At 65.2% G+C, this 17483-nt stretch carries 28 protein-coding genes; 13 read left to right on the top strand and 15 right to left on the bottom strand.

Annotation, left to right across the window (positions count from 1 at the left end; genetic code table 11):
* Nucleotides 1-11: 11 nt before the first annotated feature.
* The 5 genes from QZ189_RS01855 to QZ189_RS01875 all read right to left on the bottom strand — a co-directional run bounded on the left by QZ189_RS01855 (nucleotide 12) and on the right by QZ189_RS01875 (nucleotide 3769).
* A complete protein-coding gene (locus tag QZ189_RS01855) occupies nucleotides 12-1427 on the bottom strand; it encodes an NAD(P)(+) transhydrogenase (Re/Si-specific) subunit beta (RefSeq protein WP_010315731.1) in 1416 nt (471 codons plus the stop codon).
* On the bottom strand, nucleotides 1424-1723 hold the full coding sequence (locus QZ189_RS01860; protein WP_010315729.1) for an NAD(P) transhydrogenase subunit alpha: 300 nt from the start codon (nucleotides 1721-1723) through the stop codon (nucleotides 1424-1426). Before QZ189_RS01860 ends, QZ189_RS01855 begins: the two co-directional genes overlap by 4 nt.
* Complete coding sequence (locus QZ189_RS01865) at nucleotides 1720-2841, bottom strand: NAD(P) transhydrogenase subunit alpha (protein WP_247477348.1); 1122 nt, start codon at nucleotides 2839-2841, stop codon at nucleotides 1720-1722. Before QZ189_RS01865 ends, QZ189_RS01860 begins: the two co-directional genes overlap by 4 nt.
* A 63-nt stretch (nucleotides 2842-2904) precedes the next feature.
* The gene (locus tag QZ189_RS01870) at nucleotides 2905-3573 is read right to left on the bottom strand and encodes an SDR family oxidoreductase (RefSeq protein WP_010315726.1); all 669 of its coding nucleotides are present in this window, start codon (nucleotides 3571-3573) and stop codon (nucleotides 2905-2907) included.
* Between the two features lie 4 nt (nucleotides 3574-3577).
* The gene (locus QZ189_RS01875) at nucleotides 3578-3769 is read right to left on the bottom strand and encodes a hypothetical protein (protein WP_010315723.1); all 192 of its coding nucleotides are present in this window, start codon (nucleotides 3767-3769) and stop codon (nucleotides 3578-3580) included.
* Nucleotides 3770-3870: 101 nt separating this feature from the next.
* Here QZ189_RS01875 and QZ189_RS01880 point away from each other — a divergent pair, with 101 nt between their 5' ends.
* The 3 genes from QZ189_RS01880 to trxB all read left to right on the top strand — a co-directional run bounded on the left by QZ189_RS01880 (nucleotide 3871) and on the right by trxB (nucleotide 7184).
* Entirely contained in the window at nucleotides 3871-5346 is a 1476-nt protein-coding gene (locus QZ189_RS01880) for a DEAD/DEAH box helicase family protein (protein ID WP_010315721.1), read from the top strand.
* 97 nt (nucleotides 5347-5443) lie between these two features.
* Nucleotides 5444-5689, top strand: a complete 246-nt coding sequence (locus QZ189_RS01885) for a hypothetical protein (RefSeq protein WP_010315719.1) — start codon at nucleotides 5444-5446, stop codon at nucleotides 5687-5689.
* Between the two features lie 124 nt (nucleotides 5690-5813).
* Complete coding sequence (gene trxB, locus QZ189_RS01890; RefSeq protein WP_296420718.1) at nucleotides 5814-7184, top strand: thioredoxin-disulfide reductase; 1371 nt, start codon at nucleotides 5814-5816, stop codon at nucleotides 7182-7184.
* A 54-nt stretch (nucleotides 7185-7238) separates the two neighbouring features.
* Here the strand turns inward: trxB and infA are convergent, their stop codons facing one another.
* The gene (infA, locus tag QZ189_RS01895; RefSeq protein ID WP_010310444.1) at nucleotides 7239-7505 is read right to left on the bottom strand and encodes a translation initiation factor IF-1; all 267 of its coding nucleotides are present in this window, start codon (nucleotides 7503-7505) and stop codon (nucleotides 7239-7241) included.
* 178 nt (nucleotides 7506-7683) lie between these two features.
* Here infA and QZ189_RS01900 point away from each other — a divergent pair, with 178 nt between their 5' ends.
* From QZ189_RS01900 to QZ189_RS01910, 3 genes are all read left to right on the top strand, one after another.
* Nucleotides 7684-8367, top strand: coding sequence for a pseudouridine synthase (locus QZ189_RS01900; protein WP_296415687.1), 684 nt, complete (start codon nucleotides 7684-7686; stop codon nucleotides 8365-8367).
* Nucleotides 8368-8558: 191 nt separating this feature from the next.
* On the top strand, nucleotides 8559-8702 hold the full coding sequence (locus QZ189_RS01905; RefSeq protein ID WP_247477340.1) for a hypothetical protein: 144 nt from the start codon (nucleotides 8559-8561) through the stop codon (nucleotides 8700-8702).
* Between the two features lie 4 nt (nucleotides 8703-8706).
* Entirely contained in the window at nucleotides 8707-9045 is a 339-nt protein-coding gene (locus QZ189_RS01910; RefSeq protein WP_010315700.1) for a hypothetical protein, read from the top strand.
* Here the strand turns inward: QZ189_RS01910 and QZ189_RS01915 are convergent.
* On the bottom strand, nucleotides 9042-9290 hold the full coding sequence (locus QZ189_RS01915; protein WP_010315697.1) for a hypothetical protein: 249 nt from the start codon (nucleotides 9288-9290) through the stop codon (nucleotides 9042-9044). The two genes, QZ189_RS01910 and QZ189_RS01915, sit on opposite strands and share 4 nt — an antisense overlap.
* A gap of 89 nt (nucleotides 9291-9379) precedes the next feature.
* On the opposite strand from QZ189_RS01915, the gene QZ189_RS01920 reads away from it, so the two are divergent.
* On the top strand, nucleotides 9380-9886 hold the full coding sequence (locus QZ189_RS01920) for a hypothetical protein (RefSeq protein WP_010315695.1): 507 nt from the start codon (nucleotides 9380-9382) through the stop codon (nucleotides 9884-9886).
* Here QZ189_RS01920 and QZ189_RS01925 read toward each other — a convergent pair.
* Nucleotides 9883-10068, bottom strand: a complete 186-nt coding sequence (locus tag QZ189_RS01925; protein ID WP_010315693.1) for a hypothetical protein — start codon at nucleotides 10066-10068, stop codon at nucleotides 9883-9885. The genes QZ189_RS01920 and QZ189_RS01925 overlap by 4 nt on opposite strands.
* Before the next feature lie 160 nt (nucleotides 10069-10228).
* Between QZ189_RS01925 and QZ189_RS01930 the strand changes: the two genes are divergently transcribed.
* Nucleotides 10229-10393, top strand: coding sequence for a hypothetical protein (locus tag QZ189_RS01930; protein ID WP_296415663.1), 165 nt, complete (start codon nucleotides 10229-10231; stop codon nucleotides 10391-10393).
* Between the two features lie 7 nt (nucleotides 10394-10400).
* On the opposite strand, the gene QZ189_RS01935 is transcribed toward QZ189_RS01930, so the two are convergent.
* Entirely contained in the window at nucleotides 10401-10571 is a 171-nt protein-coding gene (locus QZ189_RS01935; RefSeq protein WP_010315690.1) for a hypothetical protein, read from the bottom strand.
* A gap of 147 nt (nucleotides 10572-10718) precedes the next feature.
* Between QZ189_RS01935 and QZ189_RS01940 the strand changes: the two genes are divergently transcribed.
* The 3 genes from QZ189_RS01940 to QZ189_RS01950 are packed head-to-tail and all read left to right on the top strand — an operon-like array spanning nucleotide 10719 to nucleotide 11924.
* On the top strand, nucleotides 10719-10883 hold the full coding sequence (locus QZ189_RS01940) for a hypothetical protein (RefSeq protein ID WP_296415665.1): 165 nt from the start codon (nucleotides 10719-10721) through the stop codon (nucleotides 10881-10883).
* 7 nt (nucleotides 10884-10890) lie between these two features.
* Nucleotides 10891-11430 carry a DUF2808 domain-containing protein gene (locus tag QZ189_RS01945; protein ID WP_296420721.1) on the top strand — a complete coding sequence of 180 codons (540 nt, stop codon included), beginning with the start codon at nucleotides 10891-10893 and terminating at the stop codon, nucleotides 11428-11430.
* Between the two features lie 11 nt (nucleotides 11431-11441).
* Entirely contained in the window at nucleotides 11442-11924 is a 483-nt protein-coding gene (locus tag QZ189_RS01950; protein ID WP_010315683.1) for a hypothetical protein, read from the top strand.
* Here QZ189_RS01950 and QZ189_RS01955 read toward each other — a convergent pair.
* From QZ189_RS01955 to QZ189_RS01970, 4 genes are read right to left on the bottom strand one after another with little or no spacing between them, the layout of a single operon-like run.
* Complete coding sequence (locus QZ189_RS01955) at nucleotides 11921-12136, bottom strand: hypothetical protein (RefSeq protein WP_010315681.1); 216 nt, start codon at nucleotides 12134-12136, stop codon at nucleotides 11921-11923. The genes QZ189_RS01950 and QZ189_RS01955 overlap by 4 nt on opposite strands.
* 56 nt (nucleotides 12137-12192) lie before the next feature.
* Complete coding sequence (locus tag QZ189_RS01960; RefSeq protein WP_010315679.1) at nucleotides 12193-13155, bottom strand: NAD(P)H-binding protein; 963 nt, start codon at nucleotides 13153-13155, stop codon at nucleotides 12193-12195.
* A gap of 60 nt (nucleotides 13156-13215) precedes the next feature.
* Nucleotides 13216-13317 (bottom strand): cytochrome b6-f complex subunit PetM, encoded by a 102-nt coding sequence (petM, locus tag QZ189_RS01965; protein WP_010315676.1) that lies wholly within the window; start codon nucleotides 13315-13317, stop codon nucleotides 13216-13218.
* Nucleotides 13318-13335: 18 nt separating this feature from the next.
* Complete coding sequence (locus QZ189_RS01970) at nucleotides 13336-14478, bottom strand: N2,N2-dimethylguanosine tRNA methyltransferase (RefSeq protein ID WP_296415669.1); 1143 nt, start codon at nucleotides 14476-14478, stop codon at nucleotides 13336-13338.
* 19 nt (nucleotides 14479-14497) lie between these two features.
* Here QZ189_RS01970 and QZ189_RS01975 point away from each other — a divergent pair, with 19 nt between their 5' ends.
* The gene (locus tag QZ189_RS01975) at nucleotides 14498-15451 is read left to right on the top strand and encodes an alpha/beta fold hydrolase (RefSeq protein ID WP_296415670.1); all 954 of its coding nucleotides are present in this window, start codon (nucleotides 14498-14500) and stop codon (nucleotides 15449-15451) included.
* The gene (gene ilvN / locus QZ189_RS01980) at nucleotides 15448-15978 is read left to right on the top strand and encodes an acetolactate synthase small subunit (protein ID WP_010315670.1); all 531 of its coding nucleotides are present in this window, start codon (nucleotides 15448-15450) and stop codon (nucleotides 15976-15978) included. Before QZ189_RS01975 ends, ilvN begins: the two co-directional genes overlap by 4 nt.
* Here ilvN and QZ189_RS01985 read toward each other — a convergent pair.
* Entirely contained in the window at nucleotides 15975-16676 is a 702-nt protein-coding gene (locus QZ189_RS01985; RefSeq protein ID WP_247477331.1) for a peptidylprolyl isomerase, read from the bottom strand. The genes ilvN and QZ189_RS01985 overlap by 4 nt on opposite strands.
* 3 nt (nucleotides 16677-16679) lie before the next feature.
* The gene (locus QZ189_RS01990; protein WP_029626171.1) at nucleotides 16680-17246 is read right to left on the bottom strand and encodes a photosystem I assembly protein Ycf4; all 567 of its coding nucleotides are present in this window, start codon (nucleotides 17244-17246) and stop codon (nucleotides 16680-16682) included.
* Nucleotides 17247-17483 lie beyond the last annotated feature (237 nt).

A 17483-nucleotide genomic window follows, 5' to 3' on the forward strand; every position in this document is an offset into this window, starting at 1 on the left:
CGAGGAGCGAATCAAGCGCCCTTACCGACGCCCTGGCTGCGCAGTTCAGCGCAGAGGCCCTGCAGCACAGCCTTGGCATCGCCGAAGACCATGGCGGTTTGGGGCAGCTCAAACAGGGCGTTCTTGATGCCGGCATAACCGGCGCCCATGCTGCGCTTGACCACGAACACCTGACGGGCCCCGTCCACCTCAAGCACGGGCATGCCGTAGAGGGGGCTGTTGGGATCGTTCTTGGCGTCGGGGTTCACCACGTCGTTCGCACCCAGGACGATGACCACATCGGTGCGGGGGAACTCGGGGTTGATGGTGTCCATCTCGAGCAGCTGCTCGTAGGGCACATCGGCTTCCGCCAGCAGCACGTTCATGTGACCCGGCATGCGGCCGGCCACCGGGTGGATGGCGTAGCTGACCTCGGAGCCATTGGCTTCGAGCATCTTGGCCAGCTCGCGCAGGGCGTGCTGGGCCTGGGCCACGGCCAGGCCGTAACCGGGGACGAAGACCACGCGCTCAGCGCTCTCGAGGGCCATGGCGCACTCCTCGGGGCTGCAGCTGACGATCCGGGTGTAGCCGGCTTCTTCGCCGCCACCACCAACCGGAGCAGCGCCGCCCAGGGCACCACCAAAGAGAACGCTCACCAGGGAGCGGTTCATGCCGTCGCACATCACCTGGGTGAGGATCAGGCCAGCGGCACCGACCATGGCGCCCGCCACGATCAGCAGCTGACTGCCCACCACGAAGCCAGCGGCGGCAGCCGCCACGCCGGAATAGGAGTTCAGCAACGAGATGACCACCGGCATGTCGGCACCGCCGATGGGCAGGGTCACGCCAATGCCGAGCAGGCTCGAGGCCACCACCAGCAGCCACAGGGACGAGCCAGCGGGATCGCCGGGGAGGGCGAAGGCACCCACCAGAGCGGCAACGGCGATGGCGATGTTCACGCCATGGCGCACCTGGCTCTGGGTCCAACCGGGGGTGTCGATCCAGCCCTGCAGCTTGCCCATCGCAACGATGGAGCCGCTGAAGGTGATCGCACCGACGAAGACCGAGATCACGATGGACACCAGGGCCACCATGTCCGACTCAGCGGAGTTGTAGAGGGCCACCGCAATGGCCACCAGCAGGGAGGCCATGCCACCGCAGCCGTTGAAGAGGGCGACGGTCTCCGGCATGGAGGTCATCGGCACCCGGCGAGCCGTGATCAGACCCAGCAGGCCGCCAGCGGCCGTGCCAACGGCAATCCAGACCCAAGCCACCGGCGAGGGCGCCAGCTGAATCAACAGACCAACGACGGCCAGGCCCATGGCCAGGGCAGCCAGTCCGTTCGCGGAGCGGGCGGAGCGAACCTTGGAGAGGCCCTTGAGGCCCAGGGCCAGCAGCAGGACCGCCAGCAGGTCAATCAGATAACCAAACAGCGCGAGGCCACTCATCGGCGTGCTCCTGACTTCTTGCGGCTGAACATGGCGAGCATGCGGTCGGTCACGAGGAAGCCCCCGATCACGTTGAAGAGGGCAAAGCCCAGGGAGACCGCGCCGAGGATCAACATCCCGGGGTTGCCCTGGGCCTGAGCGATCAGGGTCAGGGAGGCCAGCACGGTGATGCCACTGATGGCGTTCGCGCCGCTCATCAGAGGGGTGTGCAGGGTGGGGGGCACCTTGCCAATCAGTTCCAGACCCAGGAGGCTGCCGAGCAGCAGCACCCAAAGGGCTTCATTCAGGCTGCTCATGCAGCACCTCCGGCAGATTCAGGGGCGTTGTGGCTGAACAGGCAGCCCGAGACGATCTCATCGTCCAGATCGAGGTTCACCGAGGAGGCACCCTCGGCGGTGGTGTTGAGCAAGAGCTCAAGCAGCGCAGCGATGTTGCGTGCATAGAGGGCACTGGCGTGGTTGGCCACGCTGCAGGGCAGGCCATCGCCGCCGATCAGCTGAACGCCGTGGCGGATGACGGTCTGGCCGGGCACGGTGCCTTCGCAGTTGCCGCCTTGGGCGACCGCCAGGTCAACCACGACGCTGCCGGGACGCATGTGCTGCAGCATCGCGTCATCGATCAGACGCGGCGCCTTCTTGCCCGGCACCTGGGCCGTGCAGATGACCATGTCGGCCAGGGCCAACTGTTCGGTGAGTTGACGGCGCTGCTCAGCGAGGAAGGCTTCTGTGGCCTGCTTGGCGTAGCCACCGGCTTCGCCGGGCTTCTGATCCAACTCAGGCGGATCAATAAAGCGGCCACCGAGGGACTCCACCTGCTCCTTGGCGGCGGGGCGAACGTCGCTGACGTAGGCCACGGAGCCCAGGCGGCGGGCGGTCGCCAGGGCCTGAAGGCCCGCCACGCCGGCACCCAAGATCAGGGCGCGGGCCGGCTGAATCGTGCCCGCGGCCGTCATCAGCATCGGCACGTAGCGATCCAGGGCCGCCGAAGCGAGCAGAACGGCCTTGTAACCAGCGATGTTGGCCTGGGAGGAGAGCACGTCCATGCTCTGGGCCCGGCTGATCCGAGGCAGCAGCTCAAGGGCGAGTGCGCTCACCTGAGCGGACTGAAAACGCTGCTTGAGGGCGTCGTTGCCGTGGGGCTCCAGCAAACCCAGAAGCAGGGCTCCTGCTTTCGGGGAATGCTTCTGGGCCAGATCCGAACCCTGGACCGTCAGAACGACGTCCGCTTGAGACCACTGCTCAGCACTGGGGTCCGTCAGCGCAGCACCGGCCTCTTCATAGGCCGCGTCGTCGTAACCGCTGGCCTGACCAGCGCCCCGCTCGACGACAAAGGTGCAGCCGCGTGCCGCCAAACGGCGCACGGTTTCGGGAGTGGCCGCGACCCTGGTTTCACCAGGACGGCACTCCCTTGGCACTAAAACACGAATCAATGTCTCGACCCTGGGTGGAGGCAGATTCGCATACGGCCGTAAGCGTTCTCAAGCCAACCAGCTGGCAAGCGCAGGGGGTTCAGGGGCCGGAACGTCCGGAACAGTGCTGGTGATCTCAATGATGCGTCCCGCGCTGGCTGGGACCTCCAAGGCATCCAGGCAAACCCGGGCCACCAGGCGGCGCGGAAGGCTGCCGTCCTCCTGTTGATCAGCACCGGAGAAGCGCAGCTCCTGCGCGGCGATGTCCTCCTCGGCTTCCTTGAGGCCCCCCGGGCGAACAATCGTGACCTCTAGCCCGCTTTGTTCGAGCCACTGCTCGCCGAGGCGTTTCCAGACCAGGATCAGGCCAAAGAGGTTCAGCGGGTGCAGCCAACGGCCCGCACAGAGGGAACTCACCAGCACCAGGCGCTTGAGGCCAACGGAGCGGCAAGCCTCCAGCTGCTGGCGCACGCCAAGGGCATCGACTTTCAGGGGCCCCAACAAATCAATGCTGGGTCGAGCCCCGGTGGCGATGACCAGGGCATCGCAGCCGCGCAGGGCCTGTTGCAGGGCCGCGCTGTCGTTCAGCTGGAGGCGATGCACCTCGGCTCCCTCCAAACCAGGTGGGAGGACTGAGCCAGGTCGGACGATCGCCCGAACCTCGAAACCGCGGGCCAGGGCCTCGGCGACCACTCTCCAGCCGGTTTTGCCGGAAGCGCCGGTGACCGCGACTCGCATGGACTCAGAACAGGGGCAGAAGCTCCTGTTCTAAGCAGCGGGCCTGGGGACTGGAGCCCTGTCGGCGCAACTGGCGCGCCCGCAGGATCATTGGGTCCAGATCGCATTCCAGAGACAGCGCCTCCTCAAAGCGCTGCCGAAGCTCGTCTGGGGTGAGTGCAAACAGAAAACGCTCATCCATGGGCAACAGGGGCAAAGCCCGGGAGCGGGTGATGGCCGGAAGTTAGTGCCTCCAGCGCCAATGCGAATAGGTAGAAGTGCCCAACTTTTTTGGCCGAATCGCCACACAATGGCGGCATGCCATCGCTGTCCTTCGACCTGCGCGTTCCCCGGCGCGCTCCGGCTGCCGCCAAGGCTGTTGAGCAGCGGCCGCTCAGCAACCTGCAACCGCGGCAGTGGCAGACCCAGCTGATCCAACTGCTGCGGCGCCGGCTGGAAACCAACCGGGGCAGCGATGTTCTGATCAACGCCGGGCCCGGGGCCGGCAAAACCCTCGGGGCCCTGCTGAGCTTTGAACGGTTGCTTCGAGAAGGCCGGCTGGAGCGCTTTCTGGTCTTCTGCCACCGCAGCTCCATCGCCGCCCAGTGGATTGCCTCTGCCGAGCGGCTCAACCTGAAGATCCAGGACTGGCAACCGGGCCTCTGCGGCAGCGACCTGGCGGACAGCCAGGGCCTATTGCTCACCTATCAGGCGGCGGGCCGCAACCTGGAGTCCCTGGAGCAGCAGCTCAAGCAGTGGGGCTGGGGTCCCTGGCTGGCCATCGCCGATGAGGTGCACCACCTCGGGGTCGACCCGGAGGAACCGGAGGCCACGGCCTGGGGCCATGCCTTTAGCCGGCTCAGCCAGAGCGCCCAGTTGCGCCTGGGGCTCACCGGGACGCCGTTTCGAGCCGACAACCTCGGCTTCTGTGCCGCCCGGCGGATCCAGGTCCATGACGGCCAGGAGTGGGTCGAGCAGATCGCTCCTGATCTGAGTGTCGAGCCCAGGGAATTGATCCAGGCCGGTGACGTGCGCCCCCTGGAATTCCGCTTCCAGGACGGCTGGGTGGATCACGGCCGGCAGGGGGAACTGTCAGACACCGAGCGCTCGCCCCTCTCCCAGGAAGAGCGCGAGAGCTGGCGGGCGCGGAACCTGCGGCGCGCCATTCGCCTGGGGGACAGCAGCAGCATCGCCCTGCGGCTGCTGCTCAATGCCCGCAAACGGCTGGAATCCGTTCGGCGCGAGCATCCAGAGGCGGGCGGCCTGGTGGTGGCCCGTGACATTGCCCATGCCCGCCGGATTTGCGGACTGCTGGAGGAGGAAGGGGACCGGGTTCAACTGGTGCACTCCCAAGACCCCGAAGCCGCAGAACGCATGGAGCGCTTCAAGGCGGGCGATTCCGACTGGCTGGTGAGCATCGACATGTGCGCCGAGGGCTTCGATGCACCGAGGCTGCGGGTGGTGGCCTACCTCACCACCGTCGTCACCCGCACTCGCTTCGTGCAGGCCATCACCCGAGCCGTACGCATGAATGGAGAGCGGGCCAGCGCCGAGAGCGTGCCGCGGCACCCCTCCTACGTCTTTGCCCCAGCCGATCCGCTGCTGATGCAGTACGCCCGGACCTGGTCCCTGAGCGAGCCCTACGTCCTGAGGCCGAAAAGCAGCGACGCTCCGGAAGAAGCAAGTGGACAAAACCGAGGCGCCAGTTTGCCGCTGCAGGCCGTCGAGGATGGTGCCGGAGGGGTGATTCGGGTGCGAGGACCACGCCTTCCTGACTTTTTAATGCAGCAATGACTACATCGAATATTCAGCACTGAATGCGAATTTGTGCGAATCAAGCCCGGAAAGCGGCACGCCAGCCGCCAACCTGGTCTCAACCGCACGGAGAACCATGCACGGTTCAACCCAACGGCGCATCTCGGTCGCAAGCAACTGGGCCGTCACTCGCATCGCTTACCTGGATGATCGCGAGCTTTATGAAGACAGCTACGCCCTGACAGAGGAGTTCCGGGAATGGATCCTCTGCGCCGACGACCAGCCCGAACTGATCCTGGACCAGGTCTTGATGGTGCCCAGCTTCGAGAAGGGTTCAGAGAACGAAACCAGCAACGAATCCGACGGCCTGCTTGAAATCTAAAGAGAATCTTTAGACCTTCCCGTTTATTTGCTCTGGCGAAGGGGATACGGACAACCGTCCAGCCCCTCCCCAATCGCCGCCAGGGAGATCCCTAAACTAAAGCGAAGTCATTCCGCTTTAGGCCATGGCCGCTGGCGCGCCCGGATCGGTTGAAAACCTCGTCATCGTGGGCTCCGGCCCCGCCGGCTACACCGCAGCGATCTACGCCGCCCGGGCCAACCTCAGCCCTGTGGTGATCACGGGTTTTCAGGACGGCGGAATCCCTGGCGGTCAGCTGATGACCACCACCCACGTCGAGAACTTCCCCGGCTTCCCCGATGGAATCCTCGGCCCCGAGCTGATGGACCGGGTCAAGGCCCAGGCCGTCCGCTGGGGCACCCGCTTAATCGAGGCCGACGCCGAGGCCATCGACCTCTCCCAGCGCCCCTTCCGGATCCAGGCGGACGGGCAGACCATCCAGGCCCACGCTGTGATCCTGGCCACGGGTGCCAGCGCCAATCGCCTGGGCCTCCCCAGCGAGCAGCGCTTTTGGAACGCCGGCATCAGCGCCTGCGCCATCTGTGATGGTGCGACCCCGCAGTTCCGGGATGTGGAGCTGGCGGTCGTCGGCGGAGGCGACTCCGCCTGCGAAGAAGCGGTCTATCTGACCAAATACGCCAGCCGCGTCCACCTGATCGTGCGCAGCGACAAGCTCCGCGCCAGCAAGGCCATGGCAGACCGGGTGCTGGCCAACCCCAAGGTGCAGGTGCACTGGAACCGTCAGGTGGCGGACTGCAGCGGTGGCGAGTGGCTCGAGGCGATCCAGCTCAAGGATCCCGCGACCGGCCAGAGCGAAGAGCTCCCCGTGCGGGGCATGTTCTATGCCATCGGCCACACCCCCAACACCCGCCTGGTGCGCGAGCAGCTCAGCACCGATGGCAAGGGCTACCTGATCACCCAGCCGGGGCGCCCCGAGACCAGCCTTGAGGGGGTCTATGCCGCCGGAGACGTGGCCGATGCGGAGTGGCGCCAGGGGATCACGGCCGCCGGTAGCGGCTGCCAGGCCGCCCTCGCCGCCGAACGCTGGCTGACGGAGAAGGACCTGGCGGTCACCGTCAGCCATGAGCCCGTCGATCCAGCCGAGGTGGGCGAAACCAAGCGCACGGCCGTCAGCGATGAGGACAACTTCAGCAGCGATGCCCTGTGGCAGAAGGGAAGTTTTGCCTTGAGGAAGCTGTATCACGACAGCACCAAACCGCTGGTGGTCGTCTACACCTCACCCACCTGCGGCCCCTGCCACGTGCTCAAACCGCAACTCAAGCGCGTCCTGGATGAACTGGGAGGACAGGCCCAGGGCATCGAAATCGACATCGAGGCCGAACAGGAGATTGCGCAGCAGGCCGGTGTCAGCGGCACACCCACCGTTCAGGTCTTCCTGAACAAGGAACTCAAGCAACAGTTCCGCGGGGTCAAGCAGCGCAGCGAGTTCAAGGCGGCGATCGAAAGCCTGCTCTAGGCGGCACGGCCCACAAAAAACCCCTGGCCGCTCTGGCCAGGGGTTGAAGAGTGATCAACGGCGACGGGGACCGCCAGGACGGTTTCCACCTGGACGGGGGCCGGCGTTGGCGTTGCGCTCGCGGTAGGTGATGCGACCGCGGCTCAGGTCGTAGGGGCTGATCTCCACCAGCACCTTGTCGCCCGCCAGCAATTTGATGCGGAACTTGGTCAGCTTGCCGGCGGCGCGGCAGAGGCATTGGTGGCCAGCGGGCTGCTCGAGGGTGACCAGGTAGAACCCGTTGCCCTGTTCCTTCTCGATGACGCCGGAGGTCTCAATCATGCGCTGCTGCTAGTGGCCAACCCAAGTGCTCTCCACAGCTTAGTTGTCGCTAGGGTCGCGGCTCACGATTGTTTTGGCAGCCGGCATGGTTCTCCCCCCCGTTTCGATGGATCTGGGTCTGCTGATGATCTCGATCGGGGTTGTGAATCTCTGGAAGGCTCGCCAGGCCTCCTGAACCCTGACCACCCTCCTGTTCCACAAGCCCTACGGCGTTCTCAGTCAGTTCACCCCTGAAGAGGGCAGTCGCTGGGGTTGCCTGGCCGATTACATCGAGGTTCCCGGTGTCTATGCAGCGGGGCGGCTGGATGCCGATAGCGAAGGCCTGCTGCTGCTGACCAGCAACGGAAGACTGCAGCAGAGGCTGACCGATCCCTCCTGGGGCCACTGGCGCCGCTACTGGAGCCAAGTCGAGGGCATTCCCAGCGAGGATGCCCTCAACGCCCTGCGCTCAGGGCTGGTGATTCAGGGCCAACGCACCCTGCCCGCCCAAGCGCAGGCCCTGCAGGACCCGGGTTGGCCCGAGCGTGATCCACCCATTCGCGTGCGCCAGAGCATCCCCACCAGCTGGCTGCAGCTGGAGCTCCGGGAGGGGCGTAACCGGCAGGTGCGGCGGATGACCGCGGCCGTCGGACTGCCCACCCTGCGGCTGCTGCGGGTGGCGATGGACCTGATGGATGGAGGCCCACCTCTCAGCCTGGACGGGCTGGCACCGGGCCAGTGGCGATCGGTCAATGACGACGAAGATCGACGGCTTCAATCCCTGCTGCAATCAGGCCGGGGCGGCCGCGCGGGGGGCGGAAAGTCGGGCCGCGCTGGAGGCTGGGGGAAGGGTGGCGTCGCCAAAGCCAAATTCCGGAGATAAGACAGGGGAAACGCGCGCGCTTCCCCATGGACTACGCCGTGCCCCTACTGGTTGCAGGCATTGTGAGCGCTCTGGCTCTCTATGGAGTGCGAGAGTTGATCCGTGAAGTTGCCGTTGTGCTGGCGCACAAAGGCCATGCCGGGAGCAGCTAAGCATTGAGGAGCGCTGGGGATCTGCTTCGAACAGCAGCGGTGCTCAGCTTCTGGGTCCTGCTGGTCAGCACTGCCGTTCTCTCCTCTCAGCTGCGGCTGCAGCGCTCCAAAAACAGCATTGATTTTTGCGACCAGGACAGCCTGAGCAAGGTCTGCAACTTCCACGCAGTGCTCACGGACTGATTCGGTGAAACAGCTACCTGGCCGCCAACGCCCCCGCTGGATCACGGTCCTGCTGCAGGGTTGCGCCGCCGTGGTGGCCACGATCTGGCTGGCCAGCCTGTTGCCCTATCTGCTGCTGATGGCGCTGGTGGTCAGCCTGATGCTGATCCCGACACTCCGGCGCCTGCGCAAGGAGGCCGAGCAGACGGTCGCCGCGCAACAACGCAATCCCTTCCAGGGGACTCCGCTGGAGCCGTTTTTCGAGAACCTGTACCGCCAAGCGGCCCCACGGCCGATGGTGGATGTCACACCACCCCACCGCAAGCTGATCCGCACCTTCTGGCAGTGGCGCCAACGGCGCTAGATGCGTTCCCGGTGCTTGGTGCGTAGGCGCTCAGTCACCAAGACCCCTTTGGTACCGAAATCCAGGCCATCCACGAGGGCGACCTCGGCCTCAATGCCCTCGGCCCTGAGCTGCTCGATCAGGCCCTTCATCACCTGCTCCTCCACCAGCTTCTGGTCCAGGCGGTCGGGGGTCAGCGCCTCAAACAAGCGGTTGGTTTTGGCCGCAACGACCTTGGAGGCGTTGGTGATTTTTAAAACCAGCATTCGCCTGAATCGAGGCCGCGCCCGGTAGTCCTAATCGCTTCATCCAGGCTCCGCAATCGCTACGGTCTGCCAAAGGGGGAGATCGGGCGATGGGGGATTCCGAGCAGTTCGTCAAAAACCTCGTGGGCGATGTGCGCCAACTGCTGCGCGCGCCAGCCAATTTGGTCAAGGCGGAACGGGAATGGTCCCTCTCCACAATCTGCGCTGTGATCGATGCCCGAAACAGCGCTCCGCAGGTGGTCACCACCCACGTCGGCACGATCAATTCAGTGCTGGTGGCCAGTAGTGCCCTCGATCACCCCTTACTGCAGTCCTTTCTCAAGCGAGCCAGGGAGAGTGACCCAGAGCGAGCCCTAACGGAATTCCTCGATAGTTCCGAGGCGGAGGCCTTCACCGAGGTCTATGAGCGTTATCGCGAAGAGCGCGAAGAAAAGGGCCATGCGGTTTGGTCCGTCGGCGATTCTGCAGCCTTTGTGGCCAAATCTCGGGAGGCCTGGAAAGACCGCGAACTGGCCTGCGTTGCGATCACTCCAGGACCGACCAGCAATACCCACGGGGTCCTCACCTTCTCCCTACCCCTGGACTGGCTCTCCTAGCAGGAGAGGCCCTGCTGGTGCTCGATCGCCCACTTGGTGGCTGCCTTTTGGGTCTGCCAAGCCTGCATCAATTGCTTGGCTAGATCGCGCAATTGGTCCGGATCCGTTGTGGCATCCAGAGCGCGATTGAAACGCTCAATCTCAAACTGCTGACCAACCGTGAGTTCGATCGCGTTGGACATTGCGCCTTCAGTCGATGACTGATGGAAACGTATCGGGCTGAACCAAGCAAGACGTAACAGCAGCTACGAGTCAGCGCGATTGTCAGTGTTTCAGGTTGTAAGCAAAGCCACGCCGCCTCGTCCGCGCAGTTGAGAGTGATGGTCTTGCAGATGCAATCCGATGCAGCTGAGTTGGGCCCAACATCTGCAAACGGCCCGACTGATCGAGCGCAGCAGCCATCAGGATTGCGGTACTGCCCTCGCCCTCATGGGCATGGCCCTGCTGGTCCTCAGCGAAGACCTAGCCCGCGCTCAAGAGCAAGAACGGGCTGCGGTCCTGCGCTGACAGCTCCTCAGGCGCTCTTGAGGTCGCAGTGATCGTCCGCGTGGAGTTCCTGATCGGCCACGAGCAACAGGTCCATCAGGCTGGCGAAGTCATGCTCTGAGAGCTCGCCGCTGGGCTGCCACTTCAGGCAGGTCCTCCGTTCGCAGCTTCCGGATTCTGGGTGCCGTTGATCAGCCATCGTCCCCTCCTCTGGCTGTGGTTCTTTTCCTACGACGAGGGAAAGAGTGGTGTCCAGAGCAGAAATACCGGGCCTTACGCAAACATGAAGACCCGCCCAAGGACTGGCCTGTTAGTGCTGGAGTGGTCAAGGCGCAAGCGGTGAGACATGGAACAGCACGGTTCTTCAACTGCAGACCAGGCGGCCGCCGACCGGGACTGGCAGGTGCACAACCCTCGGGTCTCCAGCGAGCAACTCGAAGCACTGCGCCAACAGGAAAAGCTGGTGGCCCACCGCGTGCGCCTGCAACAGCAAAAGGATCTCGCGGCCTAAGCAACGGATGGCACGGGTCCTGCGCTGGTTCCTGCTCGGGGCATTGAGCCTGGGAGCTACGACGCCTGGCCGATCCCTTGAACTCAACGGTCAGAGCTATTTCACCCAGCCCCCCTGGAGGGTGGAGTTCACCAACTACGACTGGCTCGTCGACCAGGGGGGGCCTGAATATTTTTTCACCGTCTCACTGGCGCAGAACGCCGGGGCAGATCTCGGTGGACTGGTGATCACCCAAACCTCAGGCAGCGATCAGACCTTCTGGATTGACCCCACACAAACCACGGCGTTCTTCGGGCGCCCGCGCCAAGAGGGGACAGCGATTCCGGTCCGCGCCCAGTTCCATGAACAAAAACGGATCATGCGAGTGGAGTTTCCCGAGCCACCGCCCGCGGGTTCGACCCTGACCGTGGTCCTGCGGCCACCCAACAACCCCTCCCTCAACGACCTCTATCTCTTTGCAGTCGAGGCCCTGCCAGCGGGCCCCAACCCTGCTGCTGCACCCCTGGGCTTCGCCAGGATGGAGATCCTCGATGACTGGGGGCGCTAGAGACTGCTGCCATGGCAAAGGACAGCGGCATCCAGGCTCTGGTGGAGAGCGTGCGCGAGGAGCTAGCGGACATCGCCCGCCAGGCAGAAGCGCAGGCGAGCTGGTCCCTTGCGCTGCCTGTGGCCGTGATCGATGCCCGCAAACCACCCACCCGGGTCTACGCGACGGCGATTGGAACGATCGGATCGGTGCTGCGCATCTCCCGCACCGTGGATCACCCCTTAATCCAACAGCTCTTCGTGCTGCATGAAGAGATCGGACCCGAGCAAGCGATTGAGGCCCTGCTCAACGGAGCCGATGGCGAGGAATTTGCTGAGCTTTGGGAGGAGTACCGGGAAGAGGCCAAAGGCGAGCTGGTCTGGGGAGCGAATGACGCGGCTGCGTTTGTGACCAAGAGCAAGGCCTGCCATCAAGACCATGAACTCGCTCTAGTCGCCTTGGTTCCGGGACACCTCTATTCCTGCGGTGTCCCGATCCGCTCCCTCACCGCCTAGCCCAGGGCGTCCTTCAGCTCACGCACCACCTGAAGTTGCCCGTAGTAGTAGTTGGCGCGGGCACGGCGATCGGCATCCTCCATGCTGTCGACTACGTCAAAACCGACGGTCTGCCAGAGATCACTGCCGCAGGCGCGGCTGACCTCTTCGACGGCCTCTTGCTCAAGCAAACCGAGACGACGCTGCAGGTTCTTGATCTGAGCAATGGCCACCGAGCTGCCTCAACACTGAATTAATAGTACAAGCGCACCACTCGTTGCGCCAGGGGTCAGAAGGGGAGCTTCTTCTTGGCGTCCTTATCCAGATCGGCCTCCATGTCGCGCAGGCGCTTGAGGATCGTGTCGTAGTACTCCTTCAGGTAGGCCTCCATCTCGGTGGTCTCCGCGGGGTCCAGGCCGAAGGCGGCATAGCTCTCCTCCATCGGAGCCGACAGGGGCTCGCCACCGCCCATCACCTTGTCGAAGGCCAGGCGTTCCGCCACGTTCACGGCGGGCTCAAAGAAGGAGCTGAAGCCCTGCATCAACCGCAGCAGGAAGGGCTGCACGCGAATCACGCGTGCACTCTTGCCGGTGTACTTCTCACACATCTGGGTGATCTCACCGGTGCTCCAGGCCCGATTTCCCACCACCGGGAAGGCCTTGCGGCTGGTCTCCGGGCGAGCCAGGGCGGCCACCGCAAAGCGGGCCAGGTCCTGGGTGTTCATATAGGCAATCGGGGTCGGCGTGCCGCTCACCCAGACGGTCTGGCTTTCCAGAACCGGAATCGCGATCTGACTGATCAGGCCCTGCATGAAGGCCACAGCGCGCAGGATCGTGTAGTCGAAGTCGGAATCGATCAGGGCCTGCTCGGTGCAGTGCTTGATGTCCATCAACGGGACATCGCGATGCTTCTCGGCCCCCAGGAGGGAGAGGAAGACAAAACGCTTCACCCCGGCGCGCTCACAGGCGTTCAGGAGATTGAGCTTCCCGGTCCAATCGGTGTCGTAGACACTGCCCGCATCCGTGGCCCGCGCCGTCGCGGCATCAATGACAGCCTCTTGCCCCTCTAGGGCGTAATCGAGGCTGTCGGGCTCCAGCAGGTCGCCGCGGGTCAGTTCACAGCCCCACTCCTGCAGGAAGGCCGCCTTGCGCGGCGAACGCACCATGCAGCGGACCTGATGGCCGGCATCCAGGGCCTGACGCGCGATCTGGCGACCCAGGGTTCCGGTTCCACCGATCACCAGGACCTGCATCGGGCTGACTCGAAAGACGCCCGAGCCTAAAGGCGAGCCGAACCGGCCCGCGATCAGGGATCAGTTGTCGCCTTGGAGCTTCAGCAGCAGGGCGCCGCCCACCAGACCCAGGGGAATCAGAACCCAGAACAGCGCTGCGGTGCCGAAGATTTCCGAGGCCATGAACCCAAGCCGTAACGGCTACCTATTTAGCGCAGAAGCCAGCTCCACCACGCGTCTGAAGGGCGCATTGCAGCGGAACTGAGCAGACATCACCCCGGAGCGCTTGGCCTCATAGCCCTCCGAGCGCAGGCCGTCGATCAAGGCATCCAAGCGGGGCGGGCCGCCCCCCAGACGTTTTGCCAGCACATCCAGCGGCCAACACGACACCGGCAAACCGTCGTCAGCGCGCAGCCCCTCCAATAGACGGCGGCTCGCCGGAGCCAGGCTCTGCTGGGGCAGGGCCTGGGACTCCTCAAGCAGCTCCTGCAGAACCAGCGGGTCCTGCAGGGGGCCCAGCCAGAGGGGCCCCGAAATTGCCAGGGGAGCGGCCGAGTCATCACCGCAGGCGCAGGGCGGCCATCGGCGCAGCCGCAGCAGGCTTTGTTGGGACTGCTCCGCGCAGCGATGGCAGTAGGCCCAGAGCCCCAACTGCTCCTCCTCCCGGGGCTGGGGGCGACGCAACAACTGAACGGCCGTCCGGAAGGTGCGGCCCTCACTAAAGGAGAACAGGGGCCGGATGCCCCGGCCGAGGGCCCAGGCGGCCTTGGCCACCACCGCCAACTGAAGGCGGAGGGCCAGCTCCCAGCTGGAGGGATGGGCCCGCGCTGCAGCCCCCAGGGAGCGGATCGCCGCGGGGCGGTCATGGCCTGTCGGAGAGCGACCGTCGGTGCTGGCCAGGTAGAGAACGCCCCCGAACTCCAGGGCCTCTAGCGCCAAGGGAACCAGGGCTGTGGGGCAGCCAAAGGCGTCCAGGTCGAGCAGATCGAAACGCCGCTGCTGCATCAAGCAATCGGCCAGCAGGTGCTGGGCCGTGCGGGCACTGATCTCCAGACGACGGTCCCCCAGGGGCTGGAGGTTCTCCTGCAGCAGGGGCAGGCGATCCCCGTCGGCATCGTTCGCCCAGACCTCCTGGGCCCGCCCCTCCAGGCCATAACGCAGGGCGCGAATGCCGCAGCCGGCCATGGCATCGAGCACCCGCCCGGGCCTCTCCCGGGTCAGCCACCGGCTCAGCAGGACTCCCGCATCCCGAGAGGGACGGGATTGCGGCCGAAAAAAGCCCGGCCCCAGCACCAGTTGCGCGGCCCCTTCGCAATAGTGAGCTGGGCTAGCCGTGTCGGCCACTGTGACTGCGCCACCGCGATTGAATCTCCAGCCTGCCTCTGCGGGGGTGCACTGGGGTGAGCACGGGACCTGGCACTGGCAAGGCCACGCCTGCCATTGGCGCGTCGTCGGAGAGCGGAGCGCACCTGCGCTGGTCTTGATCCATGGCTTTGGTGCCGCCAGTGGCCACTGGCGCCACAACGCCGCCGCCTTCGCGCAGGCCGGCTGGTGCGTCTATGCCATCGACCTCGTGGGCTTTGGCGACTCCAGTCAGCCGCGGCACCGTCGCCATCGCCCCCTGGACAACAGGCTTTGGGCGCGGCAACTCCAGGGCTTTCTGGAGCAGGTCGTCCAGGGACCGGCGGTCCTGGTGGGCAACTCCCTGGGGAGCCTGGTGGCCGTGACCTGCGCCGTCTTTTTTCCGACCTGGGTGCAGGGAGTCGTGGCGGCCCCGCTGCCCGATCCCACGCTGCTGATGCCCCTGCGGCGGCGGCGGCCCCGCTGGCGCCGGGCCTGGAAGCGCCGGCTGGTGATCGTCCTCTGTCGGATCCTGCCGCTGGAGCTGCTGGTCCCCCTGATCGCACGAACACCACTGCTGGATCTCGGGCTGCGCAGCGCTTATCAGGACCAGGGGGCGGTGGACGGCGAACTGCGGCGGCTGATCGCCCGGCCGGCCCTGCGTCCCCAGGCGGCCCAGGCCCTGCGGGCGATGAGCATCGGCATGGCCCTGCGCCCCCGCGAAGCCACCGCCGCCCCACTGCTGCAACGGATGCAGCAACCACTGCTGGTGCTCTGGGGCAGCCAGGACCGCCTGGTCCCAGCCCAGATCAGCCGGCAACTGCAGCCCCACAAGAGCGATCTCCAGCTCCAGCTGCTTCAGGAGCTGGGGCACTGTCCCCACGACGAACACCCTGAACTGTTCAACAGGGTGGTGACCACCTGGCTGGCACGTAACTTGGGGAGCGGTCAGCCACGCGAACAGCCCTGGGCATGAAGCACACCCTCTCGGTGCTGGTGGAAGACGAATCCGGTGCCCTCAGCCGCATCGCTGGTCTGTTCGCCCGTCGCGGCTTCAACATCGAAAGCCTGGCCGTCGGCCCGGCCGAGAAGCGCGGCCACTCCCGTCTGACGATGGTCGTGGACGGTGACGCCCAAACCCTCGAGCAGCTCACCAAACAGCTGGACAAGCTGGTGAACGTGCTGGCGGTCACCGACCTCACCCCGATCCCTTCGGTGGAGCGGGAACTGATGCTGATCAAGGTCTCGGCACCGCCGGAAAACCGCGCCGCCATCCTCGATCTGGTGCAGGTGTTCCGCGCCAAGGTTGTCGACGTGGCCGACAGCGCTCTGGTCATCGAAGTCGTGGGGGACCCCGGCAAGCTCGTGGCCATCGAGAACGTGCTCGAGAGCTACGGAATCCTGGAGATTGCCCGCACGGGCCGCATCGCTCTGGAGCGCGCCTCCGGAGTGAATACGGCCTACCTGAAGGTCACCAGCCTGGACAAGCGGGTTCCCGCCTAATTGGCGTCGCGCACCAGCGTTCCGCCCTCTAGGACGCTGGCGCTGATCAACTTGTCGCCCTGGTTGATCTGATCGACGACATCCATCCCCTTGGTCACCCGGCCAAAGACGGCATAGCGACCGTCGAGCTCAGGCAGGGCCCGCAGGGCGATGTAGAACTGCGCGCTGGCTGAGTTGGGATCACTGGAGCGGGCCATCGCCAGGGAGCCGCGCTCATGGGGCAGCTTCAGACGCTGCTGTTGGGTTGGACTGGTCACAATCTCCCCGTAACGGGGGCCGGATTCACCCTCAAACAGCAGTTCCAGGGGGATGAAGCGCGGCTGGCCGCTGGAGGGGTCGATGAAGCTGCCGGTTCCCAGAGCCGAGACAGGGGTTTCGGGCTTGGAGCTCTGGGGGTCGCCGCCCTGAACGACAAAGGGAATCGGCTCTTTGACCACCCGGTGGAAGACGGTGCCGTTGTAGGCGCCGCGGCGGACCAGATCGACAAAGTTGCCAGCGGTCAGGGGGGCCTCCGCCCCGTCCAGGCTCAGCTGAACAACACCCTTGCTGGTTTTGAGCTCCACCAGGGCCTTGCCCTGCAGGCAGGGGACTCCCGCTGTTCCGCAGCCGTAGCTCGCCGTCGGCGAGGGGGCGGCGCAGGCCACCAGTCCAAAGGGACTGAGGACCAGCAAGAGGGCTAGAAGAAGGGAGCGCACCATCGCTCAGACGCCCTCCAGGGGAACCCCAAGGAAGCGGGCCAGCTCAGCACCGCCGCGCTCCAGCTCCGCCAGCGGCATCGGCTCACCGACGGTGGTCAGGGGCAGATCGCGGCGACCCTGAACGCGCAGGGCCAGACGACGGCGGGGATTGAGGCCGTCGCGCACGTCCACCTTGACCGCCTGGATCTCCTTGAGGGGAGTGCTGACACTGATCAACTCGCGGAAGCCGCGGCGGGTGACCGTCAGCTGACCACTCTTTTTATTGAAGCTGTTACTGCCGGCGCCCACATCGATGGCAATCACGGCCCAGAGATAGGTGGAGAGCAGGGCGGCGGCGATGCCGTAGAGGCCCATGACCAGTCCCTGGGGAACCCAGGAGAGGGCAGCCGGGTGGCCGATCGGCAGCAGATCCTTGCCCAGGTAGCTCGAGGCGCTGGTCAGGAGAAAACCCAGTCCCCCCGTGCTGACCACAGCGGCCACCAACACATTGGAGAGACGGCGGGAGCCCACCACCGCCTGCTCAAGCAGATCAGAGGAGGGTGCAGCCTTGGCGGCGGAGGCCGATGCCATGCAGGGCAGGATCCGAGGGCCTGCCATCTTCGCTCCCCCGCGCGCCCCTCTGGGGAGGACTAGGCATTAGTACTTAAAAACGCAATGGTGACGTGGCGTGTCAGGCCGTCAAAACCCGTCTCGCAGCGCCAATGAACGTTGTTACCATCGCCCGGTAACCCACAGCTCGCGGTTTTCCCACCCATGACGATCGCTGTAGGGCGCGCGCCGCAGCGGGGATGGTTCGACGTCCTCGAT

It is taken from the genome of Vulcanococcus sp. CPBay_Sum15L08_68, from assembly GCF_017855895.1.
Taxonomy (GTDB): Bacteria; Cyanobacteriota; Cyanobacteriia; order PCC-6307; family Cyanobiaceae; genus Vulcanococcus.

Coding starts and splice junctions, on each gene's coding strand:
- QZ189_RS01855 (WP_010315731.1), bottom strand. CDS start 1,427: ATGAGTGGCCTCGCGCTGTTTGGTTATCTGATTGACCTGCTGGCGGTC.
- QZ189_RS01860 (WP_010315729.1), bottom strand. CDS start 1,723: ATGAGCAGCCTGAATGAAGCCCTTTGGGTGCTGCTGCTCGGCAGCCTC.
- QZ189_RS01870 (WP_010315726.1), bottom strand. CDS start 3,573: ATGCGAGTCGCGGTCACCGGCGCTTCCGGCAAAACCGGCTGGAGAGTG.
- QZ189_RS01880 (WP_010315721.1), top strand. CDS start 3,871: ATGCCATCGCTGTCCTTCGACCTGCGCGTTCCCCGGCGCGCTCCGGCT.
- QZ189_RS01885 (WP_010315719.1), top strand. CDS start 5,444: ATGCACGGTTCAACCCAACGGCGCATCTCGGTCGCAAGCAACTGGGCC.
- trxB (WP_296420718.1), top strand. CDS start 5,814: ATGGCCGCTGGCGCGCCCGGATCGGTTGAAAACCTCGTCATCGTGGGC.
- infA (WP_010310444.1), bottom strand. CDS start 7,505: ATGATTGAGACCTCCGGCGTCATCGAGAAGGAACAGGGCAACGGGTTC.
- QZ189_RS01915 (WP_010315697.1), bottom strand. CDS start 9,290: ATGCTGGTTTTAAAAATCACCAACGCCTCCAAGGTCGTTGCGGCCAAA.
- QZ189_RS01920 (WP_010315695.1), top strand. CDS start 9,380: ATGGGGGATTCCGAGCAGTTCGTCAAAAACCTCGTGGGCGATGTGCGC.
- QZ189_RS01925 (WP_010315693.1), bottom strand. CDS start 10,068: ATGTCCAACGCGATCGAACTCACGGTTGGTCAGCAGTTTGAGATTGAG.
- QZ189_RS01930 (WP_296415663.1), top strand. CDS start 10,229: ATGCAGCTGAGTTGGGCCCAACATCTGCAAACGGCCCGACTGATCGAG.
- QZ189_RS01935 (WP_010315690.1), bottom strand. CDS start 10,571: ATGGCTGATCAACGGCACCCAGAATCCGGAAGCTGCGAACGGAGGACC.
- QZ189_RS01940 (WP_296415665.1), top strand. CDS start 10,719: ATGGAACAGCACGGTTCTTCAACTGCAGACCAGGCGGCCGCCGACCGG.
- QZ189_RS01945 (WP_296420721.1), top strand. CDS start 10,891: ATGGCACGGGTCCTGCGCTGGTTCCTGCTCGGGGCATTGAGCCTGGGA.
- QZ189_RS01950 (WP_010315683.1), top strand. CDS start 11,442: ATGGCAAAGGACAGCGGCATCCAGGCTCTGGTGGAGAGCGTGCGCGAG.
- QZ189_RS01960 (WP_010315679.1), bottom strand. CDS start 13,155: ATGCAGGTCCTGGTGATCGGTGGAACCGGAACCCTGGGTCGCCAGATC.
- petM (WP_010315676.1), bottom strand. CDS start 13,317: ATGGCCTCGGAAATCTTCGGCACCGCAGCGCTGTTCTGGGTTCTGATT.
- ilvN (WP_010315670.1), top strand. CDS start 15,448: ATGAAGCACACCCTCTCGGTGCTGGTGGAAGACGAATCCGGTGCCCTC.
- QZ189_RS01985 (WP_247477331.1), bottom strand. CDS start 16,676: ATGGTGCGCTCCCTTCTTCTAGCCCTCTTGCTGGTCCTCAGTCCCTTT.
- QZ189_RS01990 (WP_029626171.1), bottom strand. CDS start 17,246: ATGGCATCGGCCTCCGCCGCCAAGGCTGCACCCTCCTCTGATCTGCTT.